The sequence below is a fragment of the Mesorhizobium temperatum genome (assembly GCF_002284575.1).
GTDB classification, from domain to species: Bacteria; Pseudomonadota; Alphaproteobacteria; order Rhizobiales; family Rhizobiaceae; genus Mesorhizobium; species Mesorhizobium temperatum.
Genome location: NZ_NPKJ01000042.1, coordinates 35,490 through 52,492 on the forward strand (window position 1 = coordinate 35,490; position 17,003 = coordinate 52,492).

Sequence of the window (17,003 nt, forward strand, 5' to 3'; positions counted from 1 at the left end):
CAGCGTGCGTCGGACCTCTATTCGACCGGCACATACTCTCCTCCTCGCCAGACGTACCAGACCCAACTTTGGGTCGTGAGATCGCCCTTGTCGTCAAAGTCGATACGGCCCAACACAGTGTCGAATTGATTGCCGCGCAACGATGCAATCACGGCCTGGGGCTCCAGCGAGCCTGCCTTCCCGACCGCTTGCGCCCAGGTCTGGGCGGCGCCGTAGCTGTGCAGCGTCCAGGAATCGGGTTCGAAGTTCTCGGCCCGGAATCGTTCGACGACATGCGCCGCCTCGGGATTGCGACGCGGGTCGTGGACAAAGGTGAAGAGCGTTCCCTCGGCGGCAGGGCCGGCAATGAGCTCAAATGCCTCGGTCGCCGTGTCGTCACCCGAGATCAGCTGAAACGAGTAACCTCGGTCGCGCGCCGCACGGGCCATAAGCGCAACCTCGGTGTGGTACCCGCCCACATACAGCACGGCGATGTCCGCCGCCTGCAACGCGGCGATCTCGGCCGAATAGTCGTCTTTCCCGGGAGCGTAGTCCTGGTAGACCGACTCGGTCACGCCCCGTTTGCTCAACTGCTTTCTGGTCTCATCGGCGAGACCCTTTCCATAGGTCGTGTTGTCGTGAAGGATCGCGATCTTCCTGTCGCCCCAGTTATCGGCCAGGAAGTTGCCGGCCTCGAAGCCCTGCGCATCGTCGCGACTACAGACTCGGAAAACGGTGGCGCGGCCTTGCTCGGTCAGCATCGGGTTGGTCGAAGACGGTGAAATCTGCAGAACTCCCGCGGCCTCGTACACCTTCGATGCCGGGATCGAGGCGCCTGAGCAATAGTGCCCGACGACGAACACGACACCGTCGGCCACCAGCTTCCGGGCAGCCACCACCGCTTGCTCAGGATCGCAAAAATCGTCGACCGTTATGAGCCGCACCTGCTGGCCAAGCACGCCGCCCGCCGCATTGATGTCGGCGACGGCCACCTCAGCGCCGCGTTTCAATTGCGTGCCGGTCCACGCCAGCTTTCCCGTCATCGGGCCGGCGACACCAATCAGCACTTCCGCCCGCGCCGGGTAGATGAACAACGCCGCGAACACGGCGACAGCTAAGGTGACCACGCGGTGCATGAATGCAACCCCAACCCTCAGCTTACGCCAATCCAGTCGGCGCCGACAGTCCTTTCCGCGGGCGCGGATAGCTCGACGGCGACGGCAGCTGAAACCTCGCTGTGCCGAGCCTTGCTGATCGCTGCCAGCACCGACGGCGCGGCGGCGACCAGCTCGGCCTGGCGCGATAGCTGGAGGGACGCGAGCACCGATGGCACACGATCCCAAATGATGCGGTCGACGATATCGCCGCGAGCGGCACACCCGTGATTGACCGACTCTTATTCAACCGGCACGTACTCGCCACCTCGCCAGACGTACCATACCCAGTTTTGGGTCGTGAGGTCGCCCTTGTCGTCAAAGTCGATACGGCCCAACACAGTATCAAATTGATTGCCGCGCAGCGACGCAATCACGGCTTGGGGCTTTAGTGAGCCGGCCTTCTCCACCGCCTGCGACCAGGCCTGGACGGCGGCGTAACTGGTCAGCGTGTAGCCTGCGGGCTCGAAGTTTTCAGCCCGGAACCGCTCGACGACTGAGGCCGCTTCGGGATTTCGGCGGGCGTCCGCGGGGAACGTGAAGAGGGTCCCCTCGGCCGCGGGGCCAGCGATCAAAGCAAATTCCTCGGTCGCCATGCCATCGCCTGAGACTAGCTGAACCGAGTAGCCGCGGTCGCGCGCAGCGCGAACCATGAGTGCGACCTCGGCATGATATCCGCCGACATATGCCACGGCGATATTCGCAGCCTTCAGCGCAGCGATCTCGGCCGAATAGTCGTTCTTCGCAGGGGTGTACTCCTCGTAGATCGCTTCGACTACGCCGCGCTTGTTCAGCTGTTTTCGAGTCTCGTCGGCAAGACCCTTTCCATAAGTGGTGCCGTCGTGAAGGATCGCAATCTTGTTGTCGCTCCAATGCTCGGCCAGGTAGTTGCCGGCCACGACTCCCTGCGTGTCGTCGCGACCAATGACGCGAAAAACGTTGGCGCGGCCTTGTTCAGTCAACAGCGGATTGGTCGATCCTGGTGAAATCTGCAAAACGCCCGCCGTCTCGTACACCTTCGATGCTGGGATCGAGGCCCCAGAGCACATGTGCCCGACGACGAACACCACACCGTCAACCACCAGCTTCTGGGCTGCCGCGACCGCTTGCTCGGGATCACAGAAGTCGTCGGCCGTGATGAGCCGCATCTGCTGGCCGAGTACGCCACCCGTCGCATTGATGTCGGCCACGGCCATCTCTGCGCCACGCTGCGCCTGCTCGCCGAACCAGGCGAGCCGTCCCGTCATCGCGGATGAAACCCCGACCAATACCTCCGCCCGCGCGGGGCAGCTGAACAACGCCGCGAGCGCCACAAAAGCCACTGTGATGATACGGTGCATGGATGACACCCCAAGCGTGTAGTTTACGCCAATCCCGTCAATGCCGACAGTCCTTTCCGCGAACGTGGATATCTTGGCTGTTCCTACAGCGCACTCGTCTCGTCGTTGATTAGGCTTCTACCTGGATTTGCCATATCCCTGCGCGGGTTAGTTGACGCCTGAAGCGCTCGCGCTTGCCGAGGTTCTCAACAAAATCGGGCCTAAGCGGTTGTTGCCATCGCGTGCTACGAAGTGGATTTGCCCCCTTTGCAGACGTTCCGGCCCGACCTACGAAGGTCGCTTTCGGGTCATGGGCGGGAGTTCGGCCGAGCGCGAACGAGTTTCCGCTTAGAGCCGAACTTGGCCGTTCAGAGCGATTGCGTTTGACCTTACCGCCGCGACCGCCCAATAACCTCGTCGGTGTTGGCGAGCAGCCTGTGGACGGCATTCCTTGCAGCCGCCGGACGCCTGAGACGGATGTTCTTTTCGATCGCCTCGTGCAGTGACTGCGCCCGCCGCTGGTCGCTGGTCTCGCGGGTGACAAAGACGAACAGATGGTCGAGCGCGGATTCGATCAACACGCCGAGCGGCACCAGCAGGTCGTTGCCCGACGCTCGCAGGATGGCGAGATGAAATCGCGTATCGGCGCGGGTGCGCTCCGGCAGCGTCGCCGCCTCGCCCATCTCCCGGCAGGCCTGGCTGATCTCAGCCATCTGCTCGTCGCTGTGCCGGATCGCCGCAAAGGCGCTGGCTTCCGGCTCGATGATGTGGCGGAATTCCTGGACGGTGCGCAGGAACATTTCGCGATCGGGCGCCGTGGCGTACCAGGCCAGCACGTCGCGATCGAGCAGGTTCCAGCGTTCCTTCGGCTCGACCCAGCTGCCGATCTTGGGGCGTGAGGCCAGCAGGCTCTTGGCCATCAGCATCTTGATCGCTTCGCGAACCGCCGAGCGGCTGACGTTGAAAGTCTCGGACCATTTGGCCTCGTTTGGCAGGATGGTTCCCGGCGGATAGTCGCCGCGCACGATCCTGAGGCCGATCTCGTTGGCCAGCGACGCATGCACGCTCGATCCGGGGATCAGCGCCGCGTCGGTCCGGCGGGCGCCGGCCGGGCGGCCGACCGGCGCGTTGACCTTGGCCCGTGCCTTGACCGTGGTAAGTCGCTTTTTCGATCTGGCGTCCGACATCCATGTTCCCCGGCACAGGCTGAACTCAAGGCGCGGCAAAGCAGGAGCGGTTCGCCCCAGCAATCTCACCTCGCAGGTTTTCGTGAACCGGTGTGACGGGGCGCCCGTCGATCGGACGCCCCGAAAACTGCGATCCTACTTCTGGATGCAGGTGTCGGCCGTATCCTTGGTGCACTCGTCGAGACCGGTGAAGACCGGATCGGCGACCGGCTTGCCTTCGATCAGGTCGATCATCACCGAGGGCGCCTTGTAGCCCATCTCGAACGGCCGCTGGCCGACCAGCGCGGTCACCAGACCCTCCTTGGCGATCGCCACTTCCTCGCCGATCGTATCGGCAGCGCCGATGACGAACTCATTCTTGGCGATCTTGTCGGCCATCGGCTTGAACAGGTCGCGGTAGGGCTGCGGCGCGCCGAACAGCGGCCAGCCGCCCATGATGCCGAAAGCGTCGAGATCGGGATTGGCGGCGAGGATATCGGTCATCGCCTGCACGCCCTTGGCGCCGTCGTCATTGGTGAACACCGGACAGCCGGCGACCTCGGTCCAGCCGCCCTCGCCGGCGAGCGCCGGGAGGTCCTTCTGGCCTGTAAGTGCGTCACGCATGCCCTGGGCGCGGCGCAGAATGTTGTCGGCCGCGGGATTGCCCTGGATGGTGCAGATCTTACCACCCTCTGGCTTGGCCTTCTTGATGTACTCGCCGATCTTGTAGCCCATCAGGTAGTTGTCGGTGCCGAGATAGGTCTTGCGCAGCGCAGCATCTTCCTTGCTGAGGTCGGCGTCGAGCGTCATGATCGGGATCGACGGATTGGCGCTTTTGATCGTCTGCGCGATCAGCGGTGCGTTGGACGGCGAAATCGCCATCGCCACCGTGTCCGGCTTGCTCAGCATGTCCTGAACGATCTGGGCTTCGCCGGCCTCGTCAGAGGTCGATGCCGGGCCGGTGTAGAAACATTCATATTCCGAGCTGGCGTTTTCCTTGTTCCATTTCTCGCAACCCTGGTGGATGGCCTCGAAGAATGGATTGTCGAGCCCCTTCACCACGATGACGAGCTGTTTCTTGGCCAAAGCCGGCCCGGCGCCCAACGCCATGACGGCGACGGCAGCGAGCAATAGTGACTTCCTCATATCAGTCCTCCCTTGAAACAGACGGACACGGCATGCCCGCCACACAGACCAGCCCGGATGCGCGATGACAGAGGTTCGTTTCGCGAGCGCTCGTGTCGTCAAGCCGGGCCGATAAGCATTTCCAGATGCGGTCGCGGACCAGCGCGTTAAGGACGCTGGCCGATCCTCGACCGATAAACCTCCGCCTACTCCGCCCGGAAAACCGGACAGCAGATCAGCAAAATCTCCTCGAGACCTAGCTAATATCGGCTTGCGACCAACGTCAATTGCTATTTGTCCGACAAAACGGATTTTTCGAATCGAACCGCTGTTGACGGCAAGGGGGCATGTGCGTAAATGGGCGAAAGCGCGGTTCCCGGGAGGAGCTGGGAAGAGCAAGGCCGCGGCAGGACCGCGGGCCGTAAAGCACGGGGAGGAAGCAGTCTGGTGTCGGTTCTCGAACTCGCCAACATCTCAAAACATTTCGGCGCCATCCAGGCTGTCAACGACGTTTCACTGTCGATCGAGGCCGGACAGGTGGTCGGGCTGATGGGCGACAACGGCGCCGGCAAGTCGACACTGGTCAAGATGATCGCCGGCAATTTCCGCCCGAGCCATGGCACGATGCAGATGGACGGCAAGGAGCTGATCCTGCACAAGCCGGTGGAGGCGCGCCAGCACGGCATCGAGATCGTCCACCAGGATCTGGCGCTGTGCAACAATCTGACGGCCGCCGCCAACGTCTATCTCGGCCGCGAGCTGCGCCGCGGCGTCGGGCCGTTTCGTATCCTCGACTATGCCTCGATGTACAAGCGTGCCGGCCAGATCTTTGCCGTGCTGAAATCCGAAACCCGCCCGCGCGATCTGGTCAAGCAGATGTCGGGCGGCCAGCGGCAAGCGGTGGCGATCGCCCGCACCATGCTTTCGCAAGCCAAGATCGTGCTGATGGACGAGCCGACGGCGGCGATCTCGGTCCGGCAGGTCGCCGAGGTGCTGAACCTGATCCGCCATCTGCGCGACCAGGGCATAGCGGTCGTGCTGATCAGTCACCGCATGCCCGACGTTTTTGACGTTGCCGATCGCGTCATCGTCATGCGACGCGGCCGCAAGGTCGCCGACAAGACGATCGCGTCGAGTTCGCCCGAGGAAGTAACCGGGCTCATCACCGGCGCCATCGAACAGGTTTGATGCCAGCCGGTTTCACCACGCAAGCAGATAAAGGTCGACGATGGCAGTAACTCTTGACCAGACGATCGCGCAAAAACAGCACACTTTGCTGACCAGGGTGTTTGCCAGCCAGACCTTCTGGGTGGTGATCGCCGTCATTCTCGCCTGCCTGTTCTTGTCCGTGGCAACCGATTCCTTCGCCACGTCGAAGAACCTCTACAATATCACCCGCAACGTCACCTTCGTCGCCATCGTCGCGCTCGGCATGACCTTCGTCATCATTACCGGCGGCATCGACCTTTCGGTCGGCTCGGTGCTTTGCCTGTGTTCGATGGTGCTGGCCGTGACCATGCATGCCGGCTACGGCATCGAGGTCGGCATTGCCGCTGCGATCGCGACAGCGCTGATCATCGGCGCCTTCAACGGCATCCTGATCGCCTATCTCGGCTTTCCGCCGTTCGTGGTGACGCTCGGCATGCTATCGATCGCGCGCAGCCTGGCCATGGTCGCCTCCAACAACACCGTCGTCTTCCAGTTCGGGCCCGACCACGACAAGCTTCTGGCGCTGGGCGGCGGCGCCTGGGTGTTCGGTATCGCCAATCCGGTGCTCTACACCATCCTGCTGGCGCTGATCACCGGCTTCGTCCTGCGCTGGACGAAATTCGGCCGGCACATCTTCGCCATCGGCGGCAACGAGCATGCGGCGACGCTGACCGGCGTTCCGGTGCGCCAGATCAAGGTCGCGGTCTACATGATCTCGGCGCTGGCGGCGGGCCTTGCCGGCATCATCCAGACCGGCTGGCTTGGCGCCGTCACCACCAATCTCGGCAACGGCATGGAGCTCCAGGTCATCGCCGCCACCGTCATCGGCGGCGCCAACCTGGCCGGCGGCATGGGCACGGCCTTTGGCGCCGTCGTCGGCGCGGCGCTGATCGAAGTGATCCGCAACAGCCTCGGCCTGCTCGGCATCAACGCCTTCTGGCAAGGGGTGTTCATCGGCGGCGCCATTCTGCTGGCCGTCCTGTTCGACCGGCTCCGCAATTTCAGGCGCAACGAATAGGCCGCAGGTCGCTATTCGCGCCGTGTGCTATCGCTCAGTCTGAAAATCGGCCGGCACGGTCCATGGCGGGCGCCAGGCGCGCGCATGTGCCTTGACGCAGGCCCGGACTGAGCCGCACTATCCCATTGCAGGCGAAGGGAGGCCAGTCGCCTGCGGGAGGATATACCCATGACGGAAGCGATCAGGCTCTACTGGGGCCGGTTCGGACATGTTTCTGTCCTCAACGTCGCCAGCGACTTCGTCACCCATGCCCATGTCGAGGCGCATATCATCATCTGGCTGGAAGGCACGGCCGGCGAGATGACCATCGGCCGCGAGACGGTGCGGCTTGGACCCGGCACCGCCGCCGGCATCAATTCCTTCCAGCCGCACAGCCACGCTTTGTCCCGCGACGGCCGGCCCGGCCTGTTCCTCGCCTTCTACATCGATCCGGACTGGGCGCGCCGGCGCCGCGACCTGCCGTCCGCCGCGCCGCTGTTTTCAGCACCGGCGATCACATTGGAGCCCTGGCTGCACAAGGCGGCAGCCAACCTTCTCGACCATCTCAGCGACAATGAGAGCATCGACGACATCGCCAATTACGAGATCGAGCGCTTCATCGACAGCATGCTCGACGCCGCCGACGCCTCGGCACCGCAAGTGGCACGCGCCCGCGTCCACACCATGCAGGATTTCCGCGTCCGCAAGGCGATCCAGCTGATGAAGGCCAATGTCTGCGAACGCATCTGCTTCGATGATGTGGCGCGCAGCGTCGGCCTGTCGCGGCCGCATTTCTTCGCACTGTTCAAGGAGCAGACCAATCTGACGCCCAACGTCTACTGGAACACGCTGCGCATGGAGGAAGCGGTGCGGCAGTTGCAATGGTCGCAGGAGCCACTGATCTCGGTCGCCTGCAATCTCGGCTTCACCACGCAAGGCAATTTCTCGCGGTTCTTCCGCGACCATGTCGGCGTTCCGCCGACACTCTATCGCGAGGCGGCGCGGATTTCTTGAGCCATATTCAGACTGTCCGTTTTTTAGACTGCCCGTTTTTTCAGACTTATTGATAGGCGTTCAAGACGCATTGATAAGCGCCGCCGGGCTCGCCGCCCTACCCTAGCGACACAGATATTTGCAAGGGAACGATCATATGGCGAAAGTCACCATCTCCAGCGTCATCGACGCACCGATCGAAAAGGTCTGGGCGCGCATACGCGACTTCAACGGTCTGCCGAGCTGGCATCCGCGCATGGTCAAGAGCCATATCGAGGACGGGAAGGATGCCGGCACGATCGGCTGCGTGCGCAATTTCGAGCTCGCCAGCGGCGCCCGCATCCGCGAAAAGCTGCTCGACTTCTCCGACGACAATTTCCTCGTCAGCTACTCCATCCTGGAGACGCCGCAGCCGCTCACCAACCACAAGGCGACGCTGCAGCTGCGCCGGGTGACCGATGGCGACCGCACCTATGCCGAATGGACCGCCAGCTTCGACGCTGCTCCCGAGGAAGCCGACAAACTGGCCGAAGGCATGGGCGCCAACGTCTTCCAGGGCGGCTTCAACGCCCTGAAGACCCATTTCGCCGGCCAAGGTTGAGCTGAATTGGGCTGACAAACAGGAGAATTCCATGGCGCTTGCACTGCAGACTTTCTCGACGGTGAAGGACGCCAATGCGGCGCTGAAATCCGCCGGCACCCGCTATCTCGGCGGCGGCACGCTGGTCCTGCGCGCCGCCAACGAAGGCGATGTCTCGGTCTCCAGCCTCATCAGGGCGACCGAGCCTTCGCTGTCGGCCATCACTGTTTCCGGCAGCGATGTCCGGATCGGCGCTTCGGTGACCATGGCAGCGATCGCCCGTCACCCGGATCTCGCTCCGCTTGCCCACGCGGCGCGCGCCGTCGGCGGCCCGGCGATCCGCAACATGGCGACGGTCGGCGGCAATCTCTTCGCCCCGGCGCCCTATGGCGATTTCACCGTGGCGCTGCTGGCGCTGGATGCAACCGTCAGCATCGATGGCGGCGAGATGCCGATCGAGACCTTCCTGGCAGAACGTGAAAGCAACCACGCCATCGTCACTGCGGTCGGCTTCACCCTTCAAGTGGACGGCGGCTTTCGCTTCCTGAAAGTGTCGCGGGTCAAGCCGAAAGGCGTCTCGGTGCTGAGCATCGCCGCCATGCTGGAACAGGCACCGGACGGCACCGTGTCTTCGGCGCGGATCGGGCTTGGCTGCATGGCCGACCGGCCGATGCGCGCCAAGGCGGCAGAAAAGGCGCTGCTCGGCAGGAAACTCACCAGCAGCGGCATCGCGCCGGCGCTGGCCGCTGCTGGCGATGGCTCCGCGCCGATTACCGATCCGATCGCCAGTGCCTGGTATCGCAACGAAGTCCTGCCGGTCCATCTCGGCCGGCTTTTGCTCGCCTGAAAGCCAATGGCGCGCATGTCCGCCTGGCTGCGGCGCAAGGAGTAAAAAGATGGCCAAGGTCCCGGTTCAATTCACGCTCAACGGCGCGGAAAAGGCCGAATTCATCGACAGCGGCACGACGCTGCTTCATGCGCTGCGCGATAAGATCGGCGACACCTCGCCGAAGGGCGGCTGCCATCAAGGCACATGCGGCGCCTGCTCGGTCATCATCGACGGCGAGCTTCGGCTCTCCTGCCTGACGCTGGCCGAGACTTGCAACGGCGCCGCCATCACCACGACATCGGGGCTATCGAAAGGCGGCGTTCTGCATCCATTGCAGCGCGCCTTTCTCGACGCTTTCGCCACCCAATGCGGCTTCTGCACGCCGGGCATGATCATGGCCGCCAAGGTGCTGCTCGACCAGACGCCGAACCCCAGCCGCGACGAGGTCGTCGAGGCGCTGTCGGGCAACATCTGCCGCTGCACCGGCTACGAGCCGATCATCCAGGCGGTGCTGACCGCGGCACGATCCAATTCGCAGAACGCGGCTTGAGGGAGTCAAAAGATGGAACTCCGCAAGGACTATTTCGCCGACCAGCGCAAGGACGATCTGCACGAGATCGGCCAGCCCCGGCCGCGCTCCGATTCGCCCGGTCACGTCACCGGCAAGACCGCCTATTTCGCCGACCGCAATTTTCCAGGCATGCTGCATCTGAAGATGGTGCGCAGCCCGCATCATCACGCCCGCATCAGCAGCATCGACATATCAGAGGCGGAAAAATATCCGGGCGTCGTCAAGGTGCTGACCGCCAAGGACGTACCGCACAATGTCTACACCATCCTGATCCTGATCCAGATCGGCCCGGAGGACGAGACGGTGCTGGCCGACGGCAAGGTGCGCTGGAAGGGCGAGGCGGTGGTGGCGGTGCTGGCCGAGACCGAGCGTGCCGCGCAGGAGGCGGCGGCCAAGGTCAAAGTCGATTACGAGGTGCTGCCGGCGGTCTTCGACATGGAGGAAGCGCTGAAGCCCGGCGCGCCGATAGTCAACGAATATCACGGCCAGAACTACTATCTCTATGACAGCGGTGAATGCCGCAAGGTGCGCTTCGGCGATGTCGAGGCCGGTTTCGCCGGCGCCGATCACATCCTCGAACAGACCTACCAGTCGTCGCCGATCGAACACGCACCGACCGAGACGACCGGCTGCATCGTCGCGCCAGAGGGCAATGACCGCTTCACCTGCTACACCAACACGCAGGCGATGTTCTTCACCCTCGACAACGCCTCGATCATCCTGCAGATGCCCGGCAACAAGCTGCATTTCGTCGGCGGCACTGTCGGCGGCGGTTTTGGCGGCAAGGTCGACGTCATTGTCGAGCCGATCGCCATCCTCGGCGCCAAACTGACCGGTCGTCCGGTCTCCTTCATCTACAGCCGCGCGGAGGAGATGCAGATTTCCTCGCCGCGCGCCGCCGAAAAAGTCGTCATCAAGGACGGCGTCATGAAGGATGGCCGCATCGTCGCCAGAAAAGTCACCGGCTACACCGATGCCGGCGCCTATTCGCGCCATTCGCCCTATGGCGCGCAGAAGGGCGCCGGCCACTATCCCGGCCCCTACACGATCCCGAATGTCTGGATCGACACCTACTGCGTCTACACCAACCGCACCCCTTCCTCCGCCATGCGCGGCTTCGGCGTCACCATCGGCGATTTCGCGCTTGAAGTGCAGATGGACAAGCTCGCCCGGCTGATCGGCATGGACCCGCTCGAATTCCGCTTCATCAACGCCTACCGCGACGGCGACATGAAGGCACACCGCCAGCCGACCGAAGGCGCGGCTCTGATCGAGTGCATGCAGGAAGCTTCGCGCGCCGCCAACTGGCCGGTTGCGGAGAAGTTCATGGCCATGTCCTCCTACGCGAAGGGAGCTTGAGATGGCGATCAGGCGCGGACGCGGCGTGGCCGCAATCAACTATCCGACCGGCATGAATCTCGGCGGCGACCCGACCCAGGCCCTGGTCCACTCGACGCCGACCGGCAATTTCATGGTGACGCTGTCATCAGTCGATCTCGGCCAGGGCATGAAGCAGATCATGGCGCAGATCTGCGCCGAGACGATCGGCGTGCCGACCGACCGCGTCGTCGTCGACACCGCCGACACCGACACCGGCCCGCACTGCATGGGCACCTTCGCCTCGCGCGGCACGCACCGCGCCGGCAACGCCGTCATCCAGGCGGCCAGGGAAGCCCGCCAGGTGATGCTGGAAGTGGCGGCCGAGGAGTTGGAAGTGAATGCATCGGACCTCGAGACCGACGGCCAGGGCAACATCCTGGTCAAGGGCGCGCCGCAAAGATCGATCTCGATCTTCGATGTCGCGCTGTCGGCGCATTTCAAGCGCGGCCGCTCGATTTCCGGCCGCGGCATGTTCCTCATCCCGCGCTCCTATCCGGAGAAGGAGACCGGCGCGATGAAGCCGTCGACCTGCTATGCCCACGCCTGCACGGTGGCCGAAGTCGAGGTCGACGACGAAACCGGCGAGGTGACGGTGCTGACGGTCAAGAACGTCTTCGAGATCGGCCGCGCGCTGAACCCGAAAATGGTTGAGCAGCAGCTGGTCGGCGGCTCATGGATGGGCATCAGCCATGCGCTCTATGAGACGACCGAACCCTATTACCCCAACCGCGACCATGGCGGCACCGATTTCAACCAGTACCTGATGCCGGGCCCGGGCGATCTTGCGCAAACCGAGATCATCGTGCTGGAACGGCCATCGGCCGACGGCCCGTACGGCGCCAAGGGACCGGGCGAAATGTGCGCCAACCCGCAGATCCCCGCGGTCGCCAATGCCGTCTTCGATGCAGTCGGCGTGCGCATCGACACGCTGCCGATCACGCCGGAGCGCATCCTGCGGGCACTGAAGGCGCAAGCCGGCGCGCCGAACTGAGTGCTGGAAATGCCCAAGAGAAGCGCCGAGACTGTCGCGACCTCGCCTGAGGCGGTGGCATCCCGCCTCGCCGCCTCGCATTATTTGGCCGATGAAAGCCTGGCCACCGCCATCTTCCTGGCGATCAGGCTAGGCAAGCCGCTGCTGCTCGAAGGCGCGCCGGGCGTCGGCAAGACGGAGGCCGCAAAAGCAATCGCCGAAGTGCTCGGGCGCGACCTGGTGCGGCTGCAATGCTATGAAGGCATCGACGCAGCACACGCGCTCTACGAATGGAACTACCAGCGCCAGTTGCTCGCCATCCGCCATGCCGGCGAGCATGAGGTCGACATCTATGACGACCGTTTCCTGATTGCGCGGCCGCTGCTGCAGGTGCTGAAGGCGCCGGAAAAGCGCGTGCTGCTGGTCGACGAGATCGACCGTTCGGATCATGAGTTCGAAGCGCTGCTCCTAGAATTCCTGTCCGATTTCCAGATCAGCATTCCCGAGCGCGGCACTATTCGCACCAAATCGCAGCCGATCGTCATCCTGACCTCGAACCGCACCCGCGAACTGGCCGAGGCATTGCGGCGGCGCTGCGTCTACCACTGGATCACCTATCCCGACGCCGAACGTGAGGCCGCGATCATCATGCTGCGCGCCGGTGATGTCGCTAAGGCCACAGCGCGAGCGGTGGCTGCTGCCGTGCACGATATCCGCTCCCGCCCGCTGGCCAAGCCCCCGGGCATTGCCGAAGCGGTCGAATGGGCGAACGCCGCGACGATCCTTGAAAAAGGCGGCAGCCCGTGGCCGGAAGCGTTCCGCCGCGCCATTGGCGTGCTGATCAAGGACGAGGAGGACCTGTCCTACATCGCCCCCGAGCTTGGCCGGATCGTCGAGGAGGCACTGGCGTGAGCGCCGCCGCCTTACCTCGCGCGGCTGCGCCCTTGCTCGGCTTTGGCCGGCTGCTGCGCCGCTATGGCTTTCCGGTGGCGCCCGAGCAGGTGTCAGGCTTTATGCAGGCGGTGACGCTGCTCGGGCCCCGCTCGATGGCCGATATCCACGAAGCGGCCCTTGCCACGCTGGCGCCGCCGCCCGACCGCCGCGACGAATTCGAGGCGCATTTCCAAAGCCATTTCTACGGCAACACGGCTGCCCTCGTCGAGGGCGAGGCCGACGAGGAAACCCGCATCAAGGACGATGGCGGCACCAGCCAAGAAGAGATCGATGTGGCGAGTCAGGAGGAAGGCGGCGAGCTATCGTCCGGCGCCGAACAGTTGGGCGTCCGCGACTTCCGGCGCGACGGCGACGGGCTTGCCGCCTTCCGCCGCAAGCTCGCTGCCGCCTTGCCCGCCCGCCGCTCCTTCCGCACCGTGCGAACGCACACGCGCGGCAAGCTCGATCTGCGCCGTTCGCTCAGGGAAATCGTCAGCGCCGATGGCGATGTGCCGTCGCCGCTGCTGCGCCGCAGGCAGACCGTGCCGCGCAAGCTTTTGCTGCTGATCGACGTGTCAGGCTCGATGAAGCTGCACACGTCGGACTACCTCAAACTGGCGCATGCGGCGGTGCAAGGCGCGGACCGGGCCGAAATTTTCACCTTCGGCACGCGGCTGACCCGCATCACCGCGGCGCTGCGTATTCGCGACCGCGATCAGGCGCTGGCCCGCGTGGCAGCACTGGTCGACGACTGGGATGGCGGCACCCGAATGGGGCCGACGCTGCTCGCCTTCCTGTCGGTGCCGCGCTTTTCCGCCTTCGCGCGCGGGGCGGCGGTCGTCATCCTGTCGGACGCGCTGGAGCGCTGCGATCATGCCGAGCTGGAAATGGCGATACGCCGGCTGAGTGCCCGTGCCTTTCGGCTTTCGCTGGCGACGCCGCTGGCCGGCGATCCGCGTTTCCAGCCGGCGACGGCAGCACTTCGCGCCATCCTGCCGGTGCTCGACGACCTCGTCGATGGCTCGTCGATCTCGGGCCTTACCGATTTCATCCTGTCGCTCGCCCGCACTGCCCCGGCGGCTGCAGCCATCTGGAGGAGGGTTTCATGATGCAAAAGGCGATCGACGCGCATTTCCACATCTGGCGCCAGCAGGATCAGCCCTGGTTGCGCGGGCCGATGGTGCCGCGCATCTTTGGGCCCTACGAGCCGATCCGCCGCGACTATCCGATCGAGGAATTCCTTGCCGACCAGCAAGGCTCTGGCGTCGAGAAGGCGGTCTATGTCCAGACCAACTGGGCCAAGGAGGATTTCGAGACCGAGGTCGCCTTCCTGCAGACGACATCAGGCGAGACCGGCTGGCCGCACGCCATCGTCGGTTATGCCGACATGACGGTGGACGATATCAGGCCCCAGATCGACCGGCTGATCAAGTACCCCCTGCTGCGCGGCGTGCGCATGCAGCTGCACTGGCACGAAATGCCGGCCTTCCGCTTTGCCGCGTCCGCCGATCAGGTCATCGACCCGAAGGTGCGGGCCAATGTCGCGCGGCTGAAGAACTATCGCCTGTCCTTCGACCTGCAGCTTTTCCCGGCCCAGATGAAGGACGGGCTGACGCTTGTCGGCGAGAATCCTGAGACCAATTTCATCCTCACCCATACCGGCATGCTGACCGACATGTCGGAGGAAACCACGGAGGCCTGGAAGGCGGGACTGCGCACCCTATCAGAGGCGCCCAACCTCTATGCCAAGCTGTCCGGCCTCGGCACCTTCGTCCACCGCAACGACCCGGCGCTGATCGCCTACATCGTCGACAACGCCATCGACATCCTCGGCAGCGACCGGCTGATGTTCGGCTCGAACTTCCCGATCGAGAAACTGTGGACCAGCCATGCCGAGTTGATCAAAGCGCACCGGGAGGCGGCGGCCAAGCATGGTGCGGCGGCAGAGGCGGATATCTTTTGGAACACTGCGGAGAAGGTATATCGGCCGGTGTAGCGAGCAGTGCCCTTTCCTTCTCCCCTTGTGGGAGAAGGTGGCCGAGCGAAGCTCGGTCGGATGAGGGGTGCTGGAAGGATCGCTACCTCGAAGACGTAAGCACTTTAAATTCCTCGATATTTGCGCGCCGCATTTCTTCCAACACCCCTCATCCGTCTCGGCGCTACGCGCCGATCCACCTTCTCCCACAAGCGGAGAAGGAAAAGCTCCCCACCCCCGGACAACTGCCGCAGATTTTCGGTATCAGTTCCGCGGCAGATGGCCCGAAACCTCGGCGCCCGCGGCCGGCGGCAGCGCCAGGAAGCGGAACGAGGCCGCGAGCCCGATTGCGCCGATCGCCAGGAAGGCAAGGCGGAAGTCGACGAGGTCGAGCGCCGTGCCGCCCCTCGCGATCTGCGACAGGTTGAGCAGCGCCGCCGCGACCGCGACGCCGAACAGCATCGCCACTTGCTGCAGCATGCTGGACACCGTCGCCGCCGAGCTGCGCTGCGCCGAAACGATATCGGCGAAGGCCAGCGTGTTGAGCGCGGTGAACTGCATCGAACGCGTCAGTCCGGCAATCAGCATCAGCGCCACCACCAGCGCTTGCGGGGTCTGCGGCGATATCGCCGCGCAGGCCATGATCGACAGCGATGCGATCACGCCGTTGACGATCAGCACCGACCGGAAACCGAAGCGCCTCAGCATCGGTGTCGTCACCGTCTTCATGCCGAGATTGCCGAGGAAATAGGCGAGGATCAGCATGCCGGCATCGACGGGTCTCAGGCCGAAGCCGACCTGAAACAGCAGCGGCAGCAGGAACGGCGTGGCGTTTATGGCGACCCGGAAAATGGTGCCGGCCGACAGCGTGGAGATGGCGAAAGTCTGTACCTTGAATGCCGTGAGGTCGAGCAGCGGATTTTTGGCGCGCGCCAGATGCCGCACGGCCAGCCAGCCGACCAAGATGCCGGCGGTAAGCAGTGCCACGGTCGGCAAGGCGCCGTCTTCTGGATGCGCGATGCGCTCGAGGCCGTAGAGCAGGCAAGCAAGCCCGACCGAGGTCAGAAGGAAGCCCGGCCAGTCGAGCGGCCTGGTTTCGGAATCGCGGGAGCCGGGAATGAAGCGGGCGACCAGTGCCAGGCCGGCCACGCCGAGCGGAATATTGATGAAGAAATTCCAGTCCCAGGAGAGATAGGTGGTGATGAAGCCGCCTAGCACCGGCCCGATCACCGGCGCGAACAGCGCCGGCCAGGTGATCAGCGCGGTGGCGTTGAGAAGCTCAGACTTTGAGGCGTTGCGCAGCACCAGGATGCGGCCGACCGGCGTCATCAGCGCGCTACCCAGGCCCTGCACGGCACGCGCCGCGACGAACTGGGTCAGGTTCTGCGAGATGCCGCAGGCGATCGAGGCCAGCGTGAACAGGGCGATCGCCACGAGGAAGATGTTACGCGCGCCGAAGCGGTCGGCGAGCCAGCCCGACAGCGGCACGAACACCGCCATGGTCAGCATGTAGACGGTGATGCCGATGCTCATCGCCACCGCCGGCACGCCGAAGGATTCTCCCATCTGCGGCAGCGATGTCGAGATGATCGTCGAATCCAGAAGCTGCATGAAGAAGGCGACGGCGACGATCAGCGCCACGCGCCGCGCCTGCCGCGCCGTCGTCGCGGTCTCGACCAAGGCTTTGTTTTCGGGAATGGCGGTCATGCGCAAAACTGTATGAAAGTTTTCCCGCGCCACTGGGAACCAGGCAATTGTCCGGCAAATCGATGACGCACCGGTTTGAACAGCAATTGAGCGGCGCCGTCCAGATATGGACCAAC

17 protein-coding genes are annotated in these 17,003 nt (G+C 64.0%); 11 read left to right on the forward strand and 6 right to left on the reverse strand.

The window, feature by feature from the left end:
* Nucleotides 1-17: 17 nt before the first annotated feature.
* The 5 genes from CIT26_RS13815 to CIT26_RS13835 form a co-directional block, all read right to left on the reverse strand.
* Nucleotides 18-1,115, reverse strand: a complete 1,098-nt coding sequence (locus CIT26_RS13815; protein WP_095493105.1) for a branched-chain amino acid ABC transporter substrate-binding protein — start codon at nt 1,113-1,115, stop codon at nt 18-20.
* A gap of 17 nt (nt 1,116-1,132) precedes the next feature.
* Complete coding sequence (locus CIT26_RS36580) at nt 1,133-1,303, reverse strand: hypothetical protein (protein WP_167391398.1); 171 nt, start codon at nt 1,301-1,303, stop codon at nt 1,133-1,135.
* Between the two features lie 72 nt (nt 1,304-1,375).
* Nucleotides 1,376-2,473, reverse strand: a complete 1,098-nt coding sequence (locus tag CIT26_RS13825; protein ID WP_095493107.1) for a branched-chain amino acid ABC transporter substrate-binding protein — start codon at nt 2,471-2,473, stop codon at nt 1,376-1,378.
* A gap of 368 nt (nt 2,474-2,841) precedes the next feature.
* Nucleotides 2,842-3,639 (reverse strand): FadR/GntR family transcriptional regulator, encoded by a 798-nt coding sequence (locus tag CIT26_RS13830; protein WP_167391399.1) that lies wholly within the window; start codon nt 3,637-3,639, stop codon nt 2,842-2,844.
* A 135-nt stretch (nt 3,640-3,774) separates the two neighbouring features.
* Nucleotides 3,775-4,764 carry a sugar-binding protein gene (locus tag CIT26_RS13835; RefSeq protein WP_095493108.1) on the reverse strand — a complete coding sequence of 330 codons (990 nt, stop codon included), beginning with the start codon at nt 4,762-4,764 and terminating at the stop codon, nt 3,775-3,777.
* Nucleotides 4,765-5,190: 426 nt separating this feature from the next.
* Between CIT26_RS13835 and CIT26_RS13840 the strand changes: the two genes are divergently transcribed.
* The 11 genes from CIT26_RS13840 to CIT26_RS13890 all read left to right on the forward strand — a co-directional run bounded on the left by CIT26_RS13840 (nt 5,191) and on the right by CIT26_RS13890 (nt 15,201).
* Nucleotides 5,191-5,931: an ATP-binding cassette domain-containing protein gene (locus tag CIT26_RS13840; RefSeq protein WP_095493109.1), complete on the forward strand. Its 741-nt coding sequence runs from the start codon at nt 5,191-5,193 to the stop codon at nt 5,929-5,931.
* A 40-nt stretch (nt 5,932-5,971) separates the two neighbouring features.
* The gene (locus tag CIT26_RS13845; RefSeq protein ID WP_095493110.1) at nt 5,972-6,970 is read left to right on the forward strand and encodes an ABC transporter permease; all 999 of its coding nucleotides are present in this window, start codon (nt 5,972-5,974) and stop codon (nt 6,968-6,970) included.
* Between the two features lie 168 nt (nt 6,971-7,138).
* Nucleotides 7,139-7,963: an AraC family transcriptional regulator gene (locus CIT26_RS13850; protein WP_095493111.1), complete on the forward strand. Its 825-nt coding sequence runs from the start codon at nt 7,139-7,141 to the stop codon at nt 7,961-7,963.
* Nucleotides 7,964-8,099: 136 nt separating this feature from the next.
* Nucleotides 8,100-8,543 (forward strand): SRPBCC family protein, encoded by a 444-nt coding sequence (locus CIT26_RS13855; RefSeq protein WP_095493112.1) that lies wholly within the window; start codon nt 8,100-8,102, stop codon nt 8,541-8,543.
* Between the two features lie 31 nt (nt 8,544-8,574).
* Nucleotides 8,575-9,369, forward strand: coding sequence for an FAD binding domain-containing protein (locus tag CIT26_RS13860; RefSeq protein WP_095493113.1), 795 nt, complete (start codon nt 8,575-8,577; stop codon nt 9,367-9,369).
* 49 nt (nt 9,370-9,418) lie between these two features.
* Nucleotides 9,419-9,901 carry a (2Fe-2S)-binding protein gene (locus CIT26_RS13865; RefSeq protein ID WP_095493114.1) on the forward strand — a complete coding sequence of 161 codons (483 nt, stop codon included), beginning with the start codon at nt 9,419-9,421 and terminating at the stop codon, nt 9,899-9,901.
* Between the two features lie 12 nt (nt 9,902-9,913).
* A complete protein-coding gene (locus CIT26_RS38285; RefSeq protein WP_095493115.1) occupies nt 9,914-11,281 on the forward strand; it encodes a xanthine dehydrogenase family protein molybdopterin-binding subunit in 1,368 nt (455 codons plus the stop codon).
* A gap of 1 nt (nt 11,282) precedes the next feature.
* The gene (locus CIT26_RS38290) at nt 11,283-12,293 is read left to right on the forward strand and encodes a xanthine dehydrogenase family protein molybdopterin-binding subunit (protein WP_095493116.1); all 1,011 of its coding nucleotides are present in this window, start codon (nt 11,283-11,285) and stop codon (nt 12,291-12,293) included.
* Nucleotides 12,294-12,302: 9 nt separating this feature from the next.
* On the forward strand, nt 12,303-13,184 hold the full coding sequence (locus CIT26_RS13880) for an AAA family ATPase (RefSeq protein WP_095493167.1): 882 nt from the start codon (nt 12,303-12,305) through the stop codon (nt 13,182-13,184).
* Nucleotides 13,185-13,237: 53 nt separating this feature from the next.
* On the forward strand, nt 13,238-14,314 hold the full coding sequence (locus tag CIT26_RS13885; RefSeq protein WP_206072763.1) for a VWA domain-containing protein: 1,077 nt from the start codon (nt 13,238-13,240) through the stop codon (nt 14,312-14,314).
* Nucleotides 14,314-15,201: an amidohydrolase family protein gene (locus CIT26_RS13890; RefSeq protein WP_167391402.1), complete on the forward strand. Its 888-nt coding sequence runs from the start codon at nt 14,314-14,316 to the stop codon at nt 15,199-15,201. Before CIT26_RS13885 ends, CIT26_RS13890 begins: the two co-directional genes overlap by 1 nt.
* A 243-nt stretch (nt 15,202-15,444) precedes the next feature.
* On the opposite strand, the gene CIT26_RS13895 is transcribed toward CIT26_RS13890, so the two are convergent.
* Complete coding sequence (locus CIT26_RS13895; RefSeq protein ID WP_095493119.1) at nt 15,445-16,887, reverse strand: DHA2 family efflux MFS transporter permease subunit; 1,443 nt, start codon at nt 16,885-16,887, stop codon at nt 15,445-15,447.
* Between the last annotated feature and the right edge of the window lie 116 nt (nt 16,888-17,003).